Origin of the sequence: Pseudomonas sp. P867 (assembly GCF_019891455.1) — a bacterium.
GTDB lineage: Bacteria > Pseudomonadota > Gammaproteobacteria > Pseudomonadales > Pseudomonadaceae > Aquipseudomonas > Aquipseudomonas synxantha_A.
In genome coordinates this window covers 349746-364847 of record NZ_JAFLXB010000004.1, presented here as the reverse complement: position 1 = coordinate 364847, position 15102 = coordinate 349746, and the positions used below count along the sequence as shown (strand labels likewise).

The window sequence follows — 15102 nt, the reverse complement described above, 5'->3', positions numbered from 1 at the left end:
ACTGACCATATGCTGTTTTCATACCGAGGAGCCCTACGTGCGGGGCTGGTATACCTGTTGATTTCCGTCGTATGGCTCAGACTCAGCCACCAATTATTGATCAACTTTATCGATGAACCGGGGGCGCTGGCGCATTGGCTGCAACTTCGCGGCTACGTCTGGGTAGCCCTGAGTGCGCTGGCTATATACCTGATGGGCGTACGTTTCGCCCGCGCCCACCAACTGCAGCTGCCCCTGCAAGAAAACCGCGTACGCCTGCAACAGGCGGCCGCCGTGTTCGATTGCACCCGCGAAGGTGTGTTGGTCACCGATGCCCAGGGCCTGATCGTGCACGTCAACCGGGCATTCATGGAGATTACCGGCTACCGCCGCGAAGACGTCATGGGCCGACCACCCAGCCTGTTCAAGTCCGGGCGCCATTCGTCGGCTTTCTATCAACAGATGTTTCAGACCCTGGAACGTGAAGGTGAATGGAGCGGCGAAATCTGGAACCGCCGCAAAAGCGGCGAGGTGTATCCACAGTGGCAAACCATCCGTGTGATTCGCGATGAGCGGGGCCATATCAGCCATTACGTCGCGGTGTTCTCGGACATCAGCGCCATCAAGGACTCCGAACACGAACTGGCGCACCTGGCCCATCACGACCCGCTCACCGACCTGCCCAACCGCCTTTTATTCACCGATCGTACCGAGCAGGCCCTGGCCTCGGCGCAAGTGCACAAGCGTGGCTGTGCCCTGCTGTTAATGGACCTGGACCACTTCAAGATCATCAATGACAGCCTGGGCCACAATGTTGGAGACCAGTTGCTCAAGCTGGTGGCTGACCGTCTCAAGGGCCTGTTCGGGCCTGGGGTCACACTCGCGCGGCTGGGCGGCGACGAGTTCGCTGTGCTGGCGGAAAGTTGTCCACAGGTGATCCAGGCCGCTGCCTTGGCGCAGCGCATGCTCAATGCCATGAAAGACCCGTTTGTTTTTGACGGTAATCAATTGTTTATCAGCGCCAGTATTGGCATCAGCCTGTTCCCCAGCGATGCCTTGAGCGCCGAGCAATTACTGCGCAACGCCGACTCCGCGTTGTTCAAGGCCAAAAGCGTCGGCCGCGAGGGCTATGCCCTGTACACCGAAGAGCTGACCGCTCACGCGCAAAATCGCGTGGAGATCGCCAGCGAACTGCGCCGTGCCCTCGACCAGCAGGAACTGCGCGTCTACTACCAGCCGGTGCATAACCTGCCCGACAGCCGTTTGGTGGGCGTTGAAGCGCTGGTGCGCTGGCAGCATCCGGAGCGCGGCCTGGTGCCCCCTGGCGAATTCATCCCCATCGCCGAACGCACCGGGTTGATTGCCGATATCGACGCGTGGGTGATGGACCAGGCGTGCCGGCAGATGTGCCAATGGCTGGCGGACGGCGCGCCGTTGGGCTTTATCGCCGTCAACGTCTCCAGCCGCCTGTTTGCCCGGCGTGAACTCTATGAACAAGTGGCTCAGGTGCTGCACGACACGGGCCTGGACCCGGCGTTTCTTGAGCTGGAAGTCACCGAAAGCGCAGTGATGGACGACCCCGAAGTGGCTCTGGAGCAACTGCACCGTCTGCGCGAACTGGGCTTGCGCCTGGCCATCGACGATTTCGGCACCGGCTACTCTTCGCTGTTGCGCCTCAAGCGCCTGCCGGTGCAGAAGCTGAAGATCGACCAAGGCTTCGTCGCCGGTCTGCCGTGGGACGAAGACGACGCCGCGATCGTACGTGTGGTCATCGCCCTGGCCAAAAGCATGGGGATGCAGGTACATGCCGAAGGAATCGAGCAGGTGGAACAGGCGCGGTTCCTGTTGGGTCAGGAGTGCGATATGGGCCAGGGGTATTGGTTTGGACGACCGATGCCGGCCCAGGAGATTGATTGGTCACGAGCCCCCGCCATCCGACCTTGAAACACGGTCAAACTGTGGGAGGGGCGGTGCGACCGCCCCTCCCACATTTGGATCACATCAGGCCTTAACTTCAGCATCTGAGCAGAAAATCCACACGCAACCCCGCGCCCTATCAGAAAATTCTTTTTGGTTATATAAACATTCTTAAATAGTATTTTTAAGAATATCCACGCTTATCTACTATCGCCCTCACGCCGCAAGCAGTGTCGTCACTGCCAGGCACTATTCATTTCAGGAGCGAGACCATGAGCGCATCTCTACGTAGCGTCGACGGCCAGGACGAAGCAGCCATTTTGCGTGAGATCCAGAGCGCCTTGCGCGATCTGCGCTTTGGCGCGGTGGAAATCACTGTGCACAACGCCCAAGTGGTACAGATCGAGCGCAAGGAAAAATTCCGCCTGCAGAACCCGGGTAACAAACCGAGCTGAGCAAGAACGGCGATAGACCCGCAACTAATAAGAAAAGCCAACACTCAAGAATTTCAGGAGCTTCTATGTCGTCGATTCGCCGTTATGCCTTGGCCGCGCTGGCCAGTGCCGTGTTTGCCGGTTCCGCTGTTGCCAAGGACTACGAGTTGCTCAATGTCTCGTACGATCCGACCCGTGAGCTGTACCAGGACTACAACGCAGAGTTCACCAACTTCTGGAAGCAGTCTCACCCCGGCGACAACGTCAAGATCCAGCAGTCCCACGGCGGCTCGGGCAAGCAGGCACGAGCAGTGATCGACGGCCTGCGCGCCGACGTGGTGACCCTGGCCCTGGCCGGTGACATCGATGAAGTCGCCAAGCTGGGCAAGACCCTGCCGGAAAACTGGCAGACGCGTCTGCCGGACGCCAGCACCCCGTACACCTCGACCATCGTGTTCCTGGTGCGCAAGGGCAACCCTAAAGGCATCAAGGATTGGGGCGACCTGATCAAGAAAGACGTGTCGGTGATCACGCCCAACCCGAAAACCTCCGGCGGGGCGCGCTGGAACTTCCTTGCTGCCTGGGCGTATGGCCTCAAGGCCGGAGGCAGCGAAGCCAAGGCTCAGGAGTACGTGAAAGAGCTGTTCAAGCACGTCCCGGTACTGGACACCGGCGCCCGGGGTTCTACCATTACCTTCGTCAACAACGGTCAGGGTGACGTATTGCTGGCCTGGGAAAACGAGGCGTTCCTGGCCTTGAAAGAAGACGGCGGCGCCGACAAGTTCGACATTGTCGTGCCGTCCCTGTCGATCCTGGCGGAGCCGCCGGTGGCTGTGGTCGACAAGAACGCCGAGAAAAAAGGCAATACCGAGATCGCCACCGAATACCTCAAACACCTGTACAGCCCGGCCGGCCAGGAGATTGCGGCGAAAAACTTCTACCGCCCACGCGATGCAAAAGTAGCCGCCAAATACGCCCAGCAGTTCCCGAAACTGGACCTGGTGACTATCGACAAAGATTTCGGCGGCTGGAAAACTGCCCAACCGAAATTCTTTAACGACGGTGGCGTGTTCGACCAGATCTACACGGCGCAGTAAGCCAAAGTAACTGTAGGGGCCTGACTTTCTGTAGGAACTGGGCTTGTGTGGGAGCTGGCTTGCCTGCGATAGCATCACCGTGGTGTGGCTGATACACCGAGGTGCCTGCATCGCGGGCAAGCCCGGCTCCCACAGAAAAGCCAGCTGCCACAAAAAGCGCGCTCCTACAGTGGTGTCTACCCTTTAACCAAGGACTCTTATGTCGCGTCGTATTTCCCCCGTCATACCCGGCTTCGGGCTGACGCTGGGCTACACCGTCGTGTACCTCAGCCTGATCGTGCTCATCCCGCTGGCGGCGATGTTTGTACACGCCGCCCAACTCACCTGGGATCAGTTCTGGAACATCATCTCCGCACCTCGCGTGCTGGCGGCGTTGAAGCTGAGCTTCAGCACCGCGCTGTACGCCGCGCTGATCAACGGCGTGATCGGCACGCTGCTGGCCTGGGTGTTGGTGCGTTACACCTTCCCCGGCCGCAAGATCATCGATGCGATGATCGACCTGCCGTTCGCCTTGCCCACCGCCGTCGCCGGTATTGCCTTGACCGCGCTGTATGCGCCTAACGGCCTGGTCGGCCAGTTCGCAACCGACCTGGGCTTCAAGATCGCCTATACCCCCTTGGGCATCACCCTGGCGCTGACCTTCGTGACCTTGCCCTTCGTGGTGCGCACGGTGCAGCCGGTACTGGCCGATATCCCCCGGGAAGTCGAAGAGGCCGCCGCTTGCCTGGGTGCCAAGCCACTGCAGGTGTTCCGCCATATCCTCGTGCCGGCATTGTTGCCTGCCTGGCTGACCGGGTTCGCGTTGGCCTTCGCCCGTGGCGTGGGTGAGTACGGTTCGGTGATCTTCATCGCCGGCAACATGCCGATGAAAACCGAAATCCTGCCGTTGCTGATCATGGTCAAGCTGGACCAATACGACTACCGCGGCGCCACCTCCATTGGTGTGCTGATGCTGGTGGTTTCCTTTGTCTTGCTGCTGCTGATCAACTTGTTGCAGCGGCGCATCGAACGTCCATAAGGAGGCGCGGAACATGTCCCAATCGTCTATTTCCGCCGCGTCCTCGGCCAACGCTGCCCGCCGTGGCAGCGCGACGTCGCGACGTATCCTGATCGGCCTTGGCTGGCTGGTGTTCGCCCTGTTCCTGCTGTTGCCGCTGGTGATCGTGGTGTCCCAGGGCCTGAAGAATGGCCTGGGTTCGTTCTTCACCGCGATCCTTGAGCCGGACGCGCTGTCGGCGCTGAAACTCACGGTGATCGCCGTGTTGATTTCGGTGCCGCTCAACCTGGTGTTCGGGGTCAGCGCGGCCTGGTGCGTAAGCAAGTATTCGTTCCGTGGCAAAAGCATCCTGGTCACGTTGATCGACCTGCCGTTCTCGGTTTCACCGGTGATTGCGGGCCTGGTCTACGTGCTGATGTTCGGCGCCCAGGGCTTCTTCGGCCCATGGTTGCAGGACCATGACATCCAGATCGTGTTCGCCTTGCCCGGCATCGTGCTGGCGACCATCTTCGTTACTGTGCCGTTCGTGGCCCGTGAGCTGATCCCGCTGATGCAGGAGCAAGGCACTCAGGAAGAAGAGGCCGCGCGCCTGCTGGGCGCCAATGGCTGGCAGATGTTCTGGCATGTCACCGTGCCGAACATCAAATGGGGCCTGATCTACGGCGTGGTGCTGTGCACGGCGCGGGCCATGGGCGAGTTCGGCGCGGTGTCGGTGGTGTCCGGGCACATTCGCGGCGTCACCAACACCCTGCCGCTGCACGTCGAGATCCTCTACAACGAATACAACCATGTTGCCGCGTTTGCGGTGGCCAGCCTGTTGCTGATCCTGGCGCTCTTCATCCTGCTGCTCAAGCAGTGGAGCGAGAACCGAATCAACCGCCTGCGCAACAGCGCCGGTGAGGAATAAGTCATGTCGATCGAAGTCCGTAATGTCAGCAAGAACTTCAACGCCTTCAAGGCCCTGGACAGCATCAACCTGGATATCCAGAGTGGCGAGCTGGTGGCGTTGCTGGGCCCGTCCGGCTGCGGCAAGACCACCTTGCTGCGCATCATCGCCGGCCTGGAAACCCCGGATGCCGGCAGCATCGTGTTCCACGGCGAAGACGTGTCCGGCCACGATGTGCGGGATCGCAATGTTGGCTTCGTGTTCCAGCACTACGCCTTGTTCCGCCATATGACCGTCTTCGACAACGTCGCCTTCGGCCTGCGCATGAAGCCGAAAAACCAGCGCCCGAATGAAAGCCAGATCGCGGCCAAGGTCCATGAGCTGCTCAACATGGTGCAACTCGATTGGTTGTCCGACCGCTACCCGGAACAACTCTCCGGTGGCCAGCGCCAGCGTATCGCCCTGGCCCGCGCGCTGGCGGTGGAGCCTAAAGTGCTGCTGCTGGACGAGCCCTTCGGCGCCCTTGATGCCAAGGTGCGTAAAGAGCTGCGCCGCTGGCTGGCGCGCCTGCACGAAGACATCAACCTGACCTCAGTGTTTGTGACCCACGACCAGGAAGAGGCCATGGAAGTCGCCGACCGCATCGTGGTGATGAACAAGGGCGTGATCGAGCAGATCGGCTCACCGGGGGATGTCTACGAAAACCCGGCAAGCGATTTTGTTTATCACTTCCTGGGTGATTCGAACCGCCTGCATTTGGGCGAAGACAAGCACCTGCTGTTCCGCCCCCACGAAGTGTCGTTGTCGCGGCATGAACTGGAAGATCACCATGCGGCCGAGGTACGCGATATTCGTCCGCTGGGCGCAACGACTCGCGTGACCTTGAAGGTGGAAGGGCAAAGCGAGCTGATCGAGGCTGAGGTGGTGAAAGACCACGACAGCCTCACCGGGCTGGCCCGTGGCGAGACCCTGTTCTTCAAACCCAAGGTCTGGCAAAAAGCCTAAACTCAATACAGAACCCAATGTGGGAGGGAGCAAGCCCCCTCCCACATTTAGACTTCACTTGGCTTGAGATCGCGGCGTCCCACCGGGCCTGAACGTTGTTCAATCTGCTTTTGCAGGTCCTGCCGCAACCCCAGCAAAAACGCTAACTCCGCCACCACAAACAACGGCCCCACGATCAGCCCCGACACATCGTCCACAAACGCGGGTTTCTTGCCTTCGTAGTAGTGCCCGACAAACTGAATCACCCAGCCCACCACAAACATACCCACGCCACTGCTCAGCCATACCATCGTGCTCTGTGCCGCCAATACATGCCCAGCCCATACCGACAGACCCATCAACACCGTCATCAGCGCGCCCAGGGCCAGTTCCAGGCGCAGGTAGAACCACGCCGAGAACAAAGCCAGGAGCACCGCTGGCGAGACCCAAAGGCCACCCACCGTCCACTCGGGGCGTGACAGCAGCACGGCCACGGCAACCACGATCAATGGGATACCGATAAAGTGACTGACAATATTGCGCGGGTCGCGGTGGTAGGCGGCGTATTGACTGAGGTGGTCGACGAGGCTTTTCATTGTTGTTCCTCCTGTAGGATGTTTGATCATGCCCTGTCAGTCGGTGCCTAACTGTCAATTGGGCGACAATCTTCGGAGTTCCCATGGACACAGGCAAATGGCACGCGCAATTGGTTCGCGGTCAGTGGTTCAGCCACTTGCCGCCAGACTTTCAGCGTAGCCTGCTGGGGGCGGCGCGGTTGCGCGTACTGGCAACGGGGCAGTTCCTGTTCAAGCGCGGCGACCCGCCGTGTGGCCTGTATGCGGTGCTGGAAGGGGCGGTGCGCATCAGTGCCGTCAGCGCCCAAGGCAAGGAAGCGGTATTGAGCCTGGTGGAAACCCCTCACTGGTTCGGCGAGATCTGCCTGTTCGACAACCTGCCACGCACCAACGATGCCCTCGCCACGGGAGCCTGCACGCTGTTGCAGGTACCGCAGGCGGCGATACTCAAGATTCTTGAACAACAACCGGTGTTCTGGCGCGATATGGCGCTGTTGATGAGCCATAAACTGCGCCTGTCTTTGATCAACATTGAGCAGATAAGCCTGATGCCCGCCTCAAAGCGTCTGGCCCATCGGTTGCTGATGATCGCCCAGGGTTACGGCGAAATAGAGCAGGCGCGCCGCGTGCTGCAACTGCCTCAGGAGGATCTGGCGGCGATGCTGGGCCTGTCGCGCCAGACCATCAACAGTCTGCTCAAGGCGCTGGAGCAACAGGGCATCATTGGTTTGAGCTACGGCGCCATCGAGATACTGGACCTCGCCGGGCTGCGCCTGGCCGCGGGCCTATGAACCGCGATAGGTGGAGAAGCCGTAAGGGCTGAGCAACAGCGGGATGTGGTAGTGCTGGTCGACCTGCTTGACCTGGAAAATCACCGGCACCTCGGGGAAGAACGTCTCGCGGTTGGCCTTCTTGTAGTAATCGCCGGTCTTGAACACCACACGGTACTCGCCCGGCTTCATGCTCTGGTCGGCGGGGAACAGTTCGGCGATGCGTCCCTGTTGATTGGTCACGCCCTGGGACAGTGATTGCCACTGATCGCCCACATGCTGTTCCAGGGTGACGCTGACACCGGCCGATGGCAGGCCGTTTTCCAGGTTGAGCACGTGTACGCTCAGGGGGTTGCCGGCGGCCAGGGCCAGGTTGCACAGGCCGCTCAGGCTGAGGGCGGCAAGGGTCATGCTAAGGTTTTTCATCGAGAAATCCTTGTGACAGTGGGTGGAATCAAGGGGTGGTTTTCAAGCCCAGTTGCTCGGCAGCCTGTACGGCGCAGGCTTCGTCCTGCGCAGCGCCGCCGGCACCGGCGATGCCCAGCGCGCCGACCAGTTCAGCATCAGCGAACAGCGGCACGCCGCCGCCGAGCAACAGCAACTCGGGCAAGCTGTTAAGGTTGGCGGCTTCAGGGTTGTTACGCGCACGCTCGGCAAACAGCCGGGTTGGGGTTTTGGTCGACAGCGCCGTGTATGCCTTGCGTTGGCTGGCGAAGCTGTTGTGCGGGCCGACACCGTCCGCCCGCAGGGCTACCAGTAAATTGCCACCGCGGTCCAATACCGTCAGCGCGGCCGTGCAGTGGGCCAGGCTGGCGTCGGCCAGTTGGCGCGCAGTGTGCAAATCCAGCTCGGCATGGCGTGGCAGTGGTGGCGTTGCCTGTGCAGCGGTGGTCACAGCGAGGCTCAAGAACAAAGCGGTGCGATACATGTTTGTGGCTCCAGGAGGCAGGTGCTCACGGTAGCCAGTGGACGCGGACAAAAGCCGCACAATTGGATGACAGGTTTGTAATCAAACCCAGAGGTAAGACATGCAGGTGTTGTTAGTGGAAGACCAGCCGCAACTGGCGCAGCTTATGGCCCAGGGTCTGAGCGAGGCCGGCTTCTCCGTGGAAGTTGCGGCCAACGGCATGGCGGCGCAGCGGTTTGTGGAAAGCTCTGTGTACGAGCTGGTGATTCTGGATGTGATGCTGCCGGGCTTGAACGCCTGGAAATTGCAGCAGGCGATTCGCCAACGCGGCAAAACGCCGATTTTGTTTTTGACCACGCCTGGCGGGATTGAAGACCGGTTGCGGGGGTTGGAGCTGCATGAGGATGATTACTTGCTCAAGCCGTTTGACGCCAAGGTGTTAGTGGCGCGGGTGAGGAAAGTATTGCGCCGGGATCGTGGGCGTTGATTGCCTGGGCGACCGCTATCGGGAGCAAGCCCCCTCCCACACTTTGAACGTGTTCACAAATCAGAATGTGGGAGGGGGCTTGCCCCCGATGAGGCCATCACAGCCACTGAAAATCCTCCTACCGCAATCCCTCCCGAAATTGCCCGGGCGTCATCCCCGTCCAGCGCTTGAACGCCCGGTTGAAACTGCTGGTATCGGCAAACCCCAGCAAATGGCTGATCTCGGCCAACGAACACTGCGCATCCCTGAGGTGCAGCAACGCCAGGTTCTGCCTGCACTCATTGAGCAGCGCATCAAACCGACAGCCTTCATCCGCCAGGTGGCGCTGCAAGCTGCGCAAGCTCAGGTGCAAGGCCTGGGCAACGCGTTCGGCACTCGGCTCGCCATCGGGCAATTGCGCCTCGATCACGGCGCGCACCTTGCGCTCCCAGGTCAGCGGTTGCAGGTGGGCGAGGGTGCGCTTGAGCACGGTTTCATTGTGTTCGGCCAATTCCGGGTTGGCGTCGTCAAGATGGCTGTCGAAGTCGTGGGCAGCGAACTCCAGGCGATCTTCCTCGGCGGCAAAAAACACCGGCGAGCGGAAGACCGTATGCCACGGCGTGGGGTCGGCGGGTTCCGGGCGCATTAGATAAACGGCCAACGGCGCGTAGTCACGCCCCAGGCGGTTGCGGCAAGTGCGCACATAGATCGCCACGAAGGCGTCGATGGCCTCCGGCGCTGGCGCGGGGCTGCCTTGGGGTTGGAGCAGGCGAAAGTGGTACGCGTCGCCATGGCGGGTCAACTCCAGGCTCAGGGCGTCACTGACCACCTGGTGATAGCGCACGATGCGCTCGAACACCTCGCGCAAGCTGCCGCTGGCCACCAGGGCATAACCGAGGGCGTGAAAGGTGGTGGGGCTGACGAACCGCGACACCCGCAAGCCAATCGCCGGATCACCGCTGGCCTGCACCGCCAGTTGCCAGAGGCGCGTGGTGGCCGACAACGGATAGCGTGCGTTGGGGTCGTCCATCTGCTGCGGGTCGAGCCCGGCCTCGGCGCACAGCGTGGCGCTGTTCAGGCCCAGGGCGTCGAGCTGCTTGCGCAGGGCGCGGGTCCAACTGGCGAGGGAAGTGGGTTCGGTCATGGCGATTGGCGCTTGCGGTCAACAGGTTGGCGTCCGGGGCTAGCGTCCTGCCCGATCGCTTAGGGCAGGATGGACACATCAATGTACAAGAGGATGGAAGCATGGACGGTACTTCTGCAAGTCCCCAACAGATGAACGCACAACAACGTTCAGCGCATATCCGTGAGGTGGTGCTGGCCGAGGGCGCCCGATTGCGCCAGCGCCATCCCTGGCTGCTGCATCAGGACGCCCTGGGCGCGGGTATCCTGGCGTTTGCCTTGTTGGGCATGCTCGGCTCGGCGGCGCTCTATATCAGTGGTCACCTGGCCTGGTGGGCGTGCCTGCTGCTCAATGCGTTCTTTGCTTCACTGACCCACGAGTTGGAGCACGACCTGATCCACAGCATGTACTTTCGCAAGCAGCGCCTGCCCCACAACCTGATGATGGGCCTGGTGTGGCTGGCACGGCCCAGCACGATCAACCCGTGGATACGCCGGCATTTGCACCTCAACCATCACAAGGTCTCCGGCACGGAGGCCGATATGGAAGAGCGCGCCATTACCAACGGCGAGCCCTGGGGGGTTGCGCGGCTGCTGATGGTGGGGGACAACATGATGTCAGCCTTGATCCGAATGCTGCGGGCCAAGACCTGGGCACACAAGTTCAGCATCCTCAAGCGCGTGGTGCTGGTGTATGCCCCGCTGGCACTGCTGCATTGGGGCGCCTGGTACGTCTTCCTGGGCTTTCATGCCGCCAACGGCATCGCCAGCCTGTTGGGCGCGCCGATCATGTGGTCGGCCGGCACCTTGCAGATGATGCAGGTGATCGACATCGCTGCAGTGGTGATCATCGGCCCCAACGTATTGCGTACGTTCTGCCTGCACTTTGTCAGCTCCAACATGCACTACTACGGCGATGTGGAACTGGGCAACGTGATCCAGCAGACCCAGGTATTGAACCCCTGGTGGCTGTGGCCGTTGCAGGCGTTCTGCTTCAACTTCGGCAGCACCCATGGCATCCATCACTTTGTGGTGAAGGAGCCGTTCTACATTCGCCAGATGACCGTCAAGGTGGCGCATAAGGTCATGGCCCAGATGGGCGTGCGCTTCAATGATTTCGGCACCTTCGCCCGGGCCAATCGGTTTGAGCGCCAGGAGCAGCCGGGCGTCAAACTCGCTTTCAGCAAGCAATGAACGCCAGGGGCAAATCGCGGATCTGTTCGCGCACCGGCGGCTGGTAGTGGTCGTCGCTGATCAGTTCATGCAGCAACTGTTCGCGCAGTTGATGGAATTCAAAGCTGCTGCGCTGGCGCGGATGGGGCAGGGCGATGTCCACCATCTGCTTGATGCGCCCGGGCCGGGGCTCCATCACCACCACGCGATCGGCGAGGAAAATCGCCTCTTCCACGTCGTGGGTGACCAGCACCGTAGTGATCCTGGCGCGGGCGCGAATTGCCAGGAGTTCGTCCTGCATCTGCTGGCGAGTCAGTGCATCCAGGGCGCCGAACGGTTCGTCCAGCAACAGGATGCGCGGGCTGGCCACCAGGCCACGAGCGATCGCCACCCGTTGCGCCATGCCGCCGGAGAGTTGATGCGGGTAGGCGCGAGTGAAGTCGGTGAGGCCCACCAGCTCGATAAAGTCACGGATGCGCCGGTTGCGCTCGGCCTCGTTCAGCGGCTCGTTGACCAGGCCCAGGCCGATGTTCTGCGCCACGGTCAGCCAGGGAAACAGGCGGTGCTCCTGGAACACGATACCGCGCTCGCCACCGATACCGCTGACGGCCTTGCCATCAACCTGGATCTCGCCGCGATATTGCGTGTCGAGCCCCACCAGCAGACGCAGCAGGGTGGACTTGCCGCAACCGCTGGCGCCGACAATCGCGACGAATTCCCCTTCGGCAATCTGCAGGTTGAACTCGCGGATGGCTTCCAGTTCGAAGCCGTCGACATCGAAGCTTTTGCCCACATGGTTGAAGCTGACAATCGGTGCGTTCATGCGTGTCTCCAGCGGGTGGCACGGGTTTCGATGCGTTGGCCGATCAGGTTGAGGGCGGCGCCGGTGAGGCCGACCAGGAGCATGCCGCTCATGATCAGGTCCATGCGCAGCAACTGTTGGGCGCCGATCATCAGGCTGCCGATGCCGCCGTCCGAAGGCATGAAATATTCCGCGCCGATGGTGCCCATCCAGGCGTAGATCAGGCTCAGGCGCAGGCCGGCGAAAATCCCCGCCGCGGCCCCCGGCAGTACCAGGCGACGCAGACGTTGCCACAGGCTCAGGCGCAGCACTTGCGCGGCTTCGCGCAGTTGCGGCGACAGGTTGAGCACGCTGCGCTGAGTGGCGATGAATAACGGGAAGAATGCGGCGAGGGCGATAAACACCCACTTGGCCAGTTCACCCAGGCCGAACCAGGCAGTGAGCAGCGGCACCCAGGCGAAAATCGCGATCTGGCGCAGCGCGGCCAGGGTCGGGCCAAGTACCCGCTCACTGCGCCGCGACAGCCCCAGCCACAAGCCCACGGCAAAGCCCAGGCTGCCGCCGAGCAGCAAGCCACCCACGGCCCGGCCGAGGCTTTTGCCCAGCGCCGTGGTCAGGCTGCCATCCAGCACACCCGCCACGGTGGTTTGCAGCACCGCTTGGGGGCTGACCAGAATGTTCGGGTCGACCCAACCCTGTTGCGTTGCCACTTGCCACAACGCCAGCAATAGCAGCGGCAACAGCCACGGTTGCAAGCGTTGCCAGCCTTCATAGCGTGGCCCGCGGCGGATCTGCGCTGTAGCCGGATGGGGCCAGTGCACCCACTTGCGATCCAGCCAACCGATGCCGCGGTCCATCACCACACCCAGCACGCCGATGACCACGATGCACACAAAGACAATATCGAGCATGAACAACTGGCGCGCCCACACCATCAGGTAGCCAATGCCTTCGCTGGAGGCCAGCAACTCCACGGCCAGCAACGACGTCCAGCCCGCCGCCAGGGCCAGGCGTACCCCGGCCATGAACGCCGGTAGCGCAGCGGGCAGGATCAGGCGGCGGATCAGCAAGTGGGTGGGCAGGCGCAACACGCGGGCGGCTTCGCGCAGGTTGGGTTGGGCGTCGCGCACGCCCACCAGGGTGTGCAGAGTTACGGGCACCACAATGGCCTTGACCAGCACCACCAGTTTCAAGGTTTCGCCAATGCCGAAAAACACCATGAACAGCGGAATCCACGCCAAGGTCGGGACCTGCGACAGCGCGCTGAACGTGGGGAATACCAAACGCTCGGCGCGGGCGCTGAAACCCAGGACTGCGCCGAGTATCGCGCCCACGCCGATACCGGCCAGCAGGCCCCAGAACAGGCGCTGCAAGCTGATCGCAAGATGGCTCCATAACTCGCCACCGGCCAACTCCACTGCGCTGCTCCACACCAGGGTGGGGGCGGGCAGAATCTGTTCGCTCATCCAGTGATTGCGACTGGCCAACCACCATAGGGCAAACAACGTGAACGGCAGCAGCCACGGCAACAGGCGCTGACTTAGCTGCGGCCAACGCGGCACTCTGCCGTTGGACGGGGCCGCCAGAGGTAGGCTCAAAGGTGAAATCCGGGCCATGGAAGGCCTCCGTGTCGCCAAATGCATTATGTGATTTCGATCTTATAAAAACGTAATCAAGATGATTGCGAGATAAGAGAAATCATTTAAAGCCTCAGCTCTCCACGCATCCAATGCATTCGAAGAATATTTTCGATGCTGTTCATGCATACCGCTCTGGAGCCTGTGTATTCGCTCGCATAGTTCAAAAAGCTATTAAATTGTGCATTTATAGTATTTAAAGTTTTGTTCGTGCTGTGCCTATTTTTTGCTCCCCAGGCGACCGTCGCCCACCAGGAGCTGCGCTTATGAAACTGCCCTTCAAACGTCTGATCAGTCTGTTCGCCGGTACCGCCCTGGCCGGGCTGGTACATGCCGCGGACCTCAAGGAAATTCGCATCGCCGTGCCCGACCTCAGTGCCGGCAGCCAGCACAGTGGCGGCGGCATCACCGACGTTTTGCGTGAACAGCAAATCTATGAAAAAGCCTTTGCTGACCAAGGCATCAAGATCCAGTGGAATTACTTCAAGGGCGCAGGCCCTGTGATCAATGAAGCCTTCGCCAATGGCCAAGTGGACCTTGCCTATCTGGGTGACCTGGCGGCGATCATCGGCCGCTCCAATGGCCTGGATACTCGCCTGCTCAGCGCCACCGCGCGTGGTGTGAAGCACTACCTCGGCGTGGTGCCGGGCTCTGGCATCAAGACGCTGCAAGACCTCAAGGGCAAGCGCGTGGCGGTGTTCCGCGGCACGGCCAGCCAGTTGTCGTTCGACAGTGCATTGGCCAGCCAGGGCTTGAGTGAAAAGGACCTGAAGGTCATCAACCTGGACTTCAATGCCGCCAGCGCTGCGCTGGCCGCCAAGCAGATTGACGCAACCTGGGGCGGTTCCACTCTCACGGCGTTGCAGGCCAAAGGCTTGGCAGAAATACCGCTGACTACGAAGGACCTGGGCGATGCCGGCAGCATCCAGGCCGTGCTGGTGGGCAGCGCCAAGTTTGTCGACCAACACCCCGAGGCCGTGGCCAAGTTGCTCAAGGCCCAGCAGCAGGCGGTGCAGTGGTTGACCGATGACAACAATAAGCAAGCTTACATCGCGCTGGTGTCGGGGTTGGCCAGTTACCCGCCGGTGATCCTGACCAATGATTTGAAAGACCAGAAACTCAGTGAGATTTTCCCCTCGACCCTGGACCCGGTGTTCCTGGGCAAATTGCAGGATGCAGTGGATTTGGCCTCGAAGGAGAAGCTGATTCGCAAGTCGTTTCAGGTGAGCGATTGGGTGGCGCCGGGTTTGGTGGCGGCGGGGCTCTGAGCTTGTCGGTGCCTGGGCTATCGCTATCGCAGGCAAGCCAGCTCCCACACTTGAATGTGTTCACCGCTCAATGTGGGAGCTGGCTTGC

16 protein-coding genes are annotated in these 15102 nt (G+C 61.1%); 10 read left to right on the top strand and 6 right to left on the bottom strand.

Features of this window, described 5'->3' with window-relative positions:
• The first annotated feature begins 9 nt into the window (after positions 1–9).
• The 6 genes from dibA (at position 10) to J1G33_RS10285 (ending at position 6315) form a co-directional block, all read left to right on the top strand.
• Positions 10–1923, top strand: coding sequence for a phosphodiesterase DibA (gene dibA, locus J1G33_RS10310; protein ID WP_223018022.1), 1914 nt, complete (start codon positions 10–12; stop codon positions 1921–1923).
• A 245-nt stretch (positions 1924–2168) separates the two neighbouring features.
• Positions 2169–2351: a sulfur starvation response protein OscA gene (gene oscA / locus J1G33_RS10305; RefSeq protein ID WP_003170956.1), complete on the top strand. Its 183-nt coding sequence runs from the start codon at positions 2169–2171 to the stop codon at positions 2349–2351.
• A gap of 65 nt (positions 2352–2416) precedes the next feature.
• Positions 2417–3427, top strand: a complete 1011-nt coding sequence (locus J1G33_RS10300; RefSeq protein ID WP_005783707.1) for a sulfate ABC transporter substrate-binding protein — start codon at positions 2417–2419, stop codon at positions 3425–3427.
• 199 nt (positions 3428–3626) lie between these two features.
• Entirely contained in the window at positions 3627–4445 is an 819-nt protein-coding gene (cysT, locus tag J1G33_RS10295) for a sulfate ABC transporter permease subunit CysT (RefSeq protein WP_005783708.1), read from the top strand.
• Positions 4446–4458: 13 nt separating this feature from the next.
• Positions 4459–5331, top strand: coding sequence for a sulfate ABC transporter permease subunit CysW (gene cysW, locus J1G33_RS10290; RefSeq protein ID WP_032878463.1), 873 nt, complete (start codon positions 4459–4461; stop codon positions 5329–5331).
• A 3-nt stretch (positions 5332–5334) separates the two neighbouring features.
• A complete protein-coding gene (locus J1G33_RS10285; protein ID WP_005783710.1) occupies positions 5335–6315 on the top strand; it encodes a sulfate ABC transporter ATP-binding protein in 981 nt (326 codons plus the stop codon).
• A 47-nt stretch (positions 6316–6362) separates the two neighbouring features.
• Here the strand turns inward: J1G33_RS10285 and J1G33_RS10280 are convergent, their stop codons facing one another.
• Complete coding sequence (locus J1G33_RS10280; protein ID WP_032878461.1) at positions 6363–6890, bottom strand: Mpo1-like protein; 528 nt, start codon at positions 6888–6890, stop codon at positions 6363–6365.
• A gap of 83 nt (positions 6891–6973) precedes the next feature.
• Between J1G33_RS10280 and J1G33_RS10275 the strand changes: the two genes are divergently transcribed.
• Positions 6974–7660 (top strand): Crp/Fnr family transcriptional regulator, encoded by a 687-nt coding sequence (locus J1G33_RS10275; protein WP_103734021.1) that lies wholly within the window; start codon positions 6974–6976, stop codon positions 7658–7660.
• On the opposite strand, the gene uraH is transcribed toward J1G33_RS10275, so the two are convergent.
• Both uraH and J1G33_RS10265 read right to left on the bottom strand, forming a co-directional pair.
• The gene (gene uraH, locus J1G33_RS10270; protein WP_078820001.1) at positions 7655–8065 is read right to left on the bottom strand and encodes a hydroxyisourate hydrolase; all 411 of its coding nucleotides are present in this window, start codon (positions 8063–8065) and stop codon (positions 7655–7657) included. The two genes, J1G33_RS10275 and uraH, sit on opposite strands and share 6 nt — an antisense overlap.
• A 28-nt stretch (positions 8066–8093) precedes the next feature.
• On the bottom strand, positions 8094–8567 hold the full coding sequence (locus tag J1G33_RS10265; protein ID WP_223018021.1) for a heme-binding protein: 474 nt from the start codon (positions 8565–8567) through the stop codon (positions 8094–8096).
• 100 nt (positions 8568–8667) lie between these two features.
• Between J1G33_RS10265 and J1G33_RS10260 the strand changes: the two genes are divergently transcribed.
• A complete protein-coding gene (locus J1G33_RS10260; protein WP_005783719.1) occupies positions 8668–9033 on the top strand; it encodes a response regulator in 366 nt (121 codons plus the stop codon).
• A 118-nt stretch (positions 9034–9151) separates the two neighbouring features.
• Here J1G33_RS10260 and J1G33_RS10255 read toward each other — a convergent pair whose 3' ends face one another.
• Positions 9152–10156, bottom strand: coding sequence for an AraC family transcriptional regulator (locus tag J1G33_RS10255; protein ID WP_223018020.1), 1005 nt, complete (start codon positions 10154–10156; stop codon positions 9152–9154).
• A gap of 101 nt (positions 10157–10257) precedes the next feature.
• Between J1G33_RS10255 and J1G33_RS10250 the strand changes: the two genes are divergently transcribed.
• The gene (locus tag J1G33_RS10250) at positions 10258–11328 is read left to right on the top strand and encodes a fatty acid desaturase (RefSeq protein WP_223018019.1); all 1071 of its coding nucleotides are present in this window, start codon (positions 10258–10260) and stop codon (positions 11326–11328) included.
• Here the strand turns inward: J1G33_RS10250 and J1G33_RS10245 are convergent.
• Both J1G33_RS10245 and J1G33_RS10240 read right to left on the bottom strand, forming a co-directional pair.
• Entirely contained in the window at positions 11315–12130 is an 816-nt protein-coding gene (locus J1G33_RS10245; RefSeq protein ID WP_032878454.1) for an ABC transporter ATP-binding protein, read from the bottom strand. The genes J1G33_RS10250 and J1G33_RS10245 overlap by 14 nt on opposite strands.
• On the bottom strand, positions 12127–13725 hold the full coding sequence (locus J1G33_RS10240; RefSeq protein ID WP_223018018.1) for an ABC transporter permease: 1599 nt from the start codon (positions 13723–13725) through the stop codon (positions 12127–12129). The genes J1G33_RS10245 and J1G33_RS10240 overlap by 4 nt, the downstream gene beginning before the upstream one ends.
• A gap of 287 nt (positions 13726–14012) precedes the next feature.
• Here J1G33_RS10240 and J1G33_RS10235 point away from each other — a divergent pair, with 287 nt between their 5' ends.
• Entirely contained in the window at positions 14013–15014 is a 1002-nt protein-coding gene (locus J1G33_RS10235; protein WP_223018017.1) for an ABC transporter substrate-binding protein, read from the top strand.
• Positions 15015–15102 lie beyond the last annotated feature (88 nt).

Bases quoted from the DNA above. Each gene is read 5' to 3' on its own strand.
- dibA (WP_223018022.1), top strand. From the start codon at position 10: ATGCTGTTTTCATACCGAGGAGCCCTACGTGCGGGGCTGGTATACCTG.
- oscA (WP_003170956.1), top strand. From the start codon at position 2,169: ATGAGCGCATCTCTACGTAGCGTCGACGGCCAGGACGAAGCAGCCATT.
- J1G33_RS10300 (WP_005783707.1), top strand. From the start codon at position 2,417: ATGTCGTCGATTCGCCGTTATGCCTTGGCCGCGCTGGCCAGTGCCGTG.
- cysT (WP_005783708.1), top strand. From the start codon at position 3,627: ATGTCGCGTCGTATTTCCCCCGTCATACCCGGCTTCGGGCTGACGCTG.
- cysW (WP_032878463.1), top strand. From the start codon at position 4,459: ATGTCCCAATCGTCTATTTCCGCCGCGTCCTCGGCCAACGCTGCCCGC.
- J1G33_RS10285 (WP_005783710.1), top strand. From the start codon at position 5,335: ATGTCGATCGAAGTCCGTAATGTCAGCAAGAACTTCAACGCCTTCAAG.
- J1G33_RS10280 (WP_032878461.1), bottom strand. From the start codon at position 6,890: ATGAAAAGCCTCGTCGACCACCTCAGTCAATACGCCGCCTACCACCGC.
- J1G33_RS10275 (WP_103734021.1), top strand. From the start codon at position 6,974: ATGGACACAGGCAAATGGCACGCGCAATTGGTTCGCGGTCAGTGGTTC.
- uraH (WP_078820001.1), bottom strand. From the start codon at position 8,065: ATGAAAAACCTTAGCATGACCCTTGCCGCCCTCAGCCTGAGCGGCCTG.
- J1G33_RS10265 (WP_223018021.1), bottom strand. From the start codon at position 8,567: ATGTATCGCACCGCTTTGTTCTTGAGCCTCGCTGTGACCACCGCTGCA.
- J1G33_RS10260 (WP_005783719.1), top strand. From the start codon at position 8,668: ATGCAGGTGTTGTTAGTGGAAGACCAGCCGCAACTGGCGCAGCTTATG.
- J1G33_RS10255 (WP_223018020.1), bottom strand. From the start codon at position 10,156: ATGACCGAACCCACTTCCCTCGCCAGTTGGACCCGCGCCCTGCGCAAG.
- J1G33_RS10250 (WP_223018019.1), top strand. From the start codon at position 10,258: ATGGACGGTACTTCTGCAAGTCCCCAACAGATGAACGCACAACAACGT.
- J1G33_RS10245 (WP_032878454.1), bottom strand. From the start codon at position 12,130: ATGAACGCACCGATTGTCAGCTTCAACCATGTGGGCAAAAGCTTCGAT.
- J1G33_RS10240 (WP_223018018.1), bottom strand. From the start codon at position 13,725: ATGGCCCGGATTTCACCTTTGAGCCTACCTCTGGCGGCCCCGTCCAAC.
- J1G33_RS10235 (WP_223018017.1), top strand. From the start codon at position 14,013: ATGAAACTGCCCTTCAAACGTCTGATCAGTCTGTTCGCCGGTACCGCC.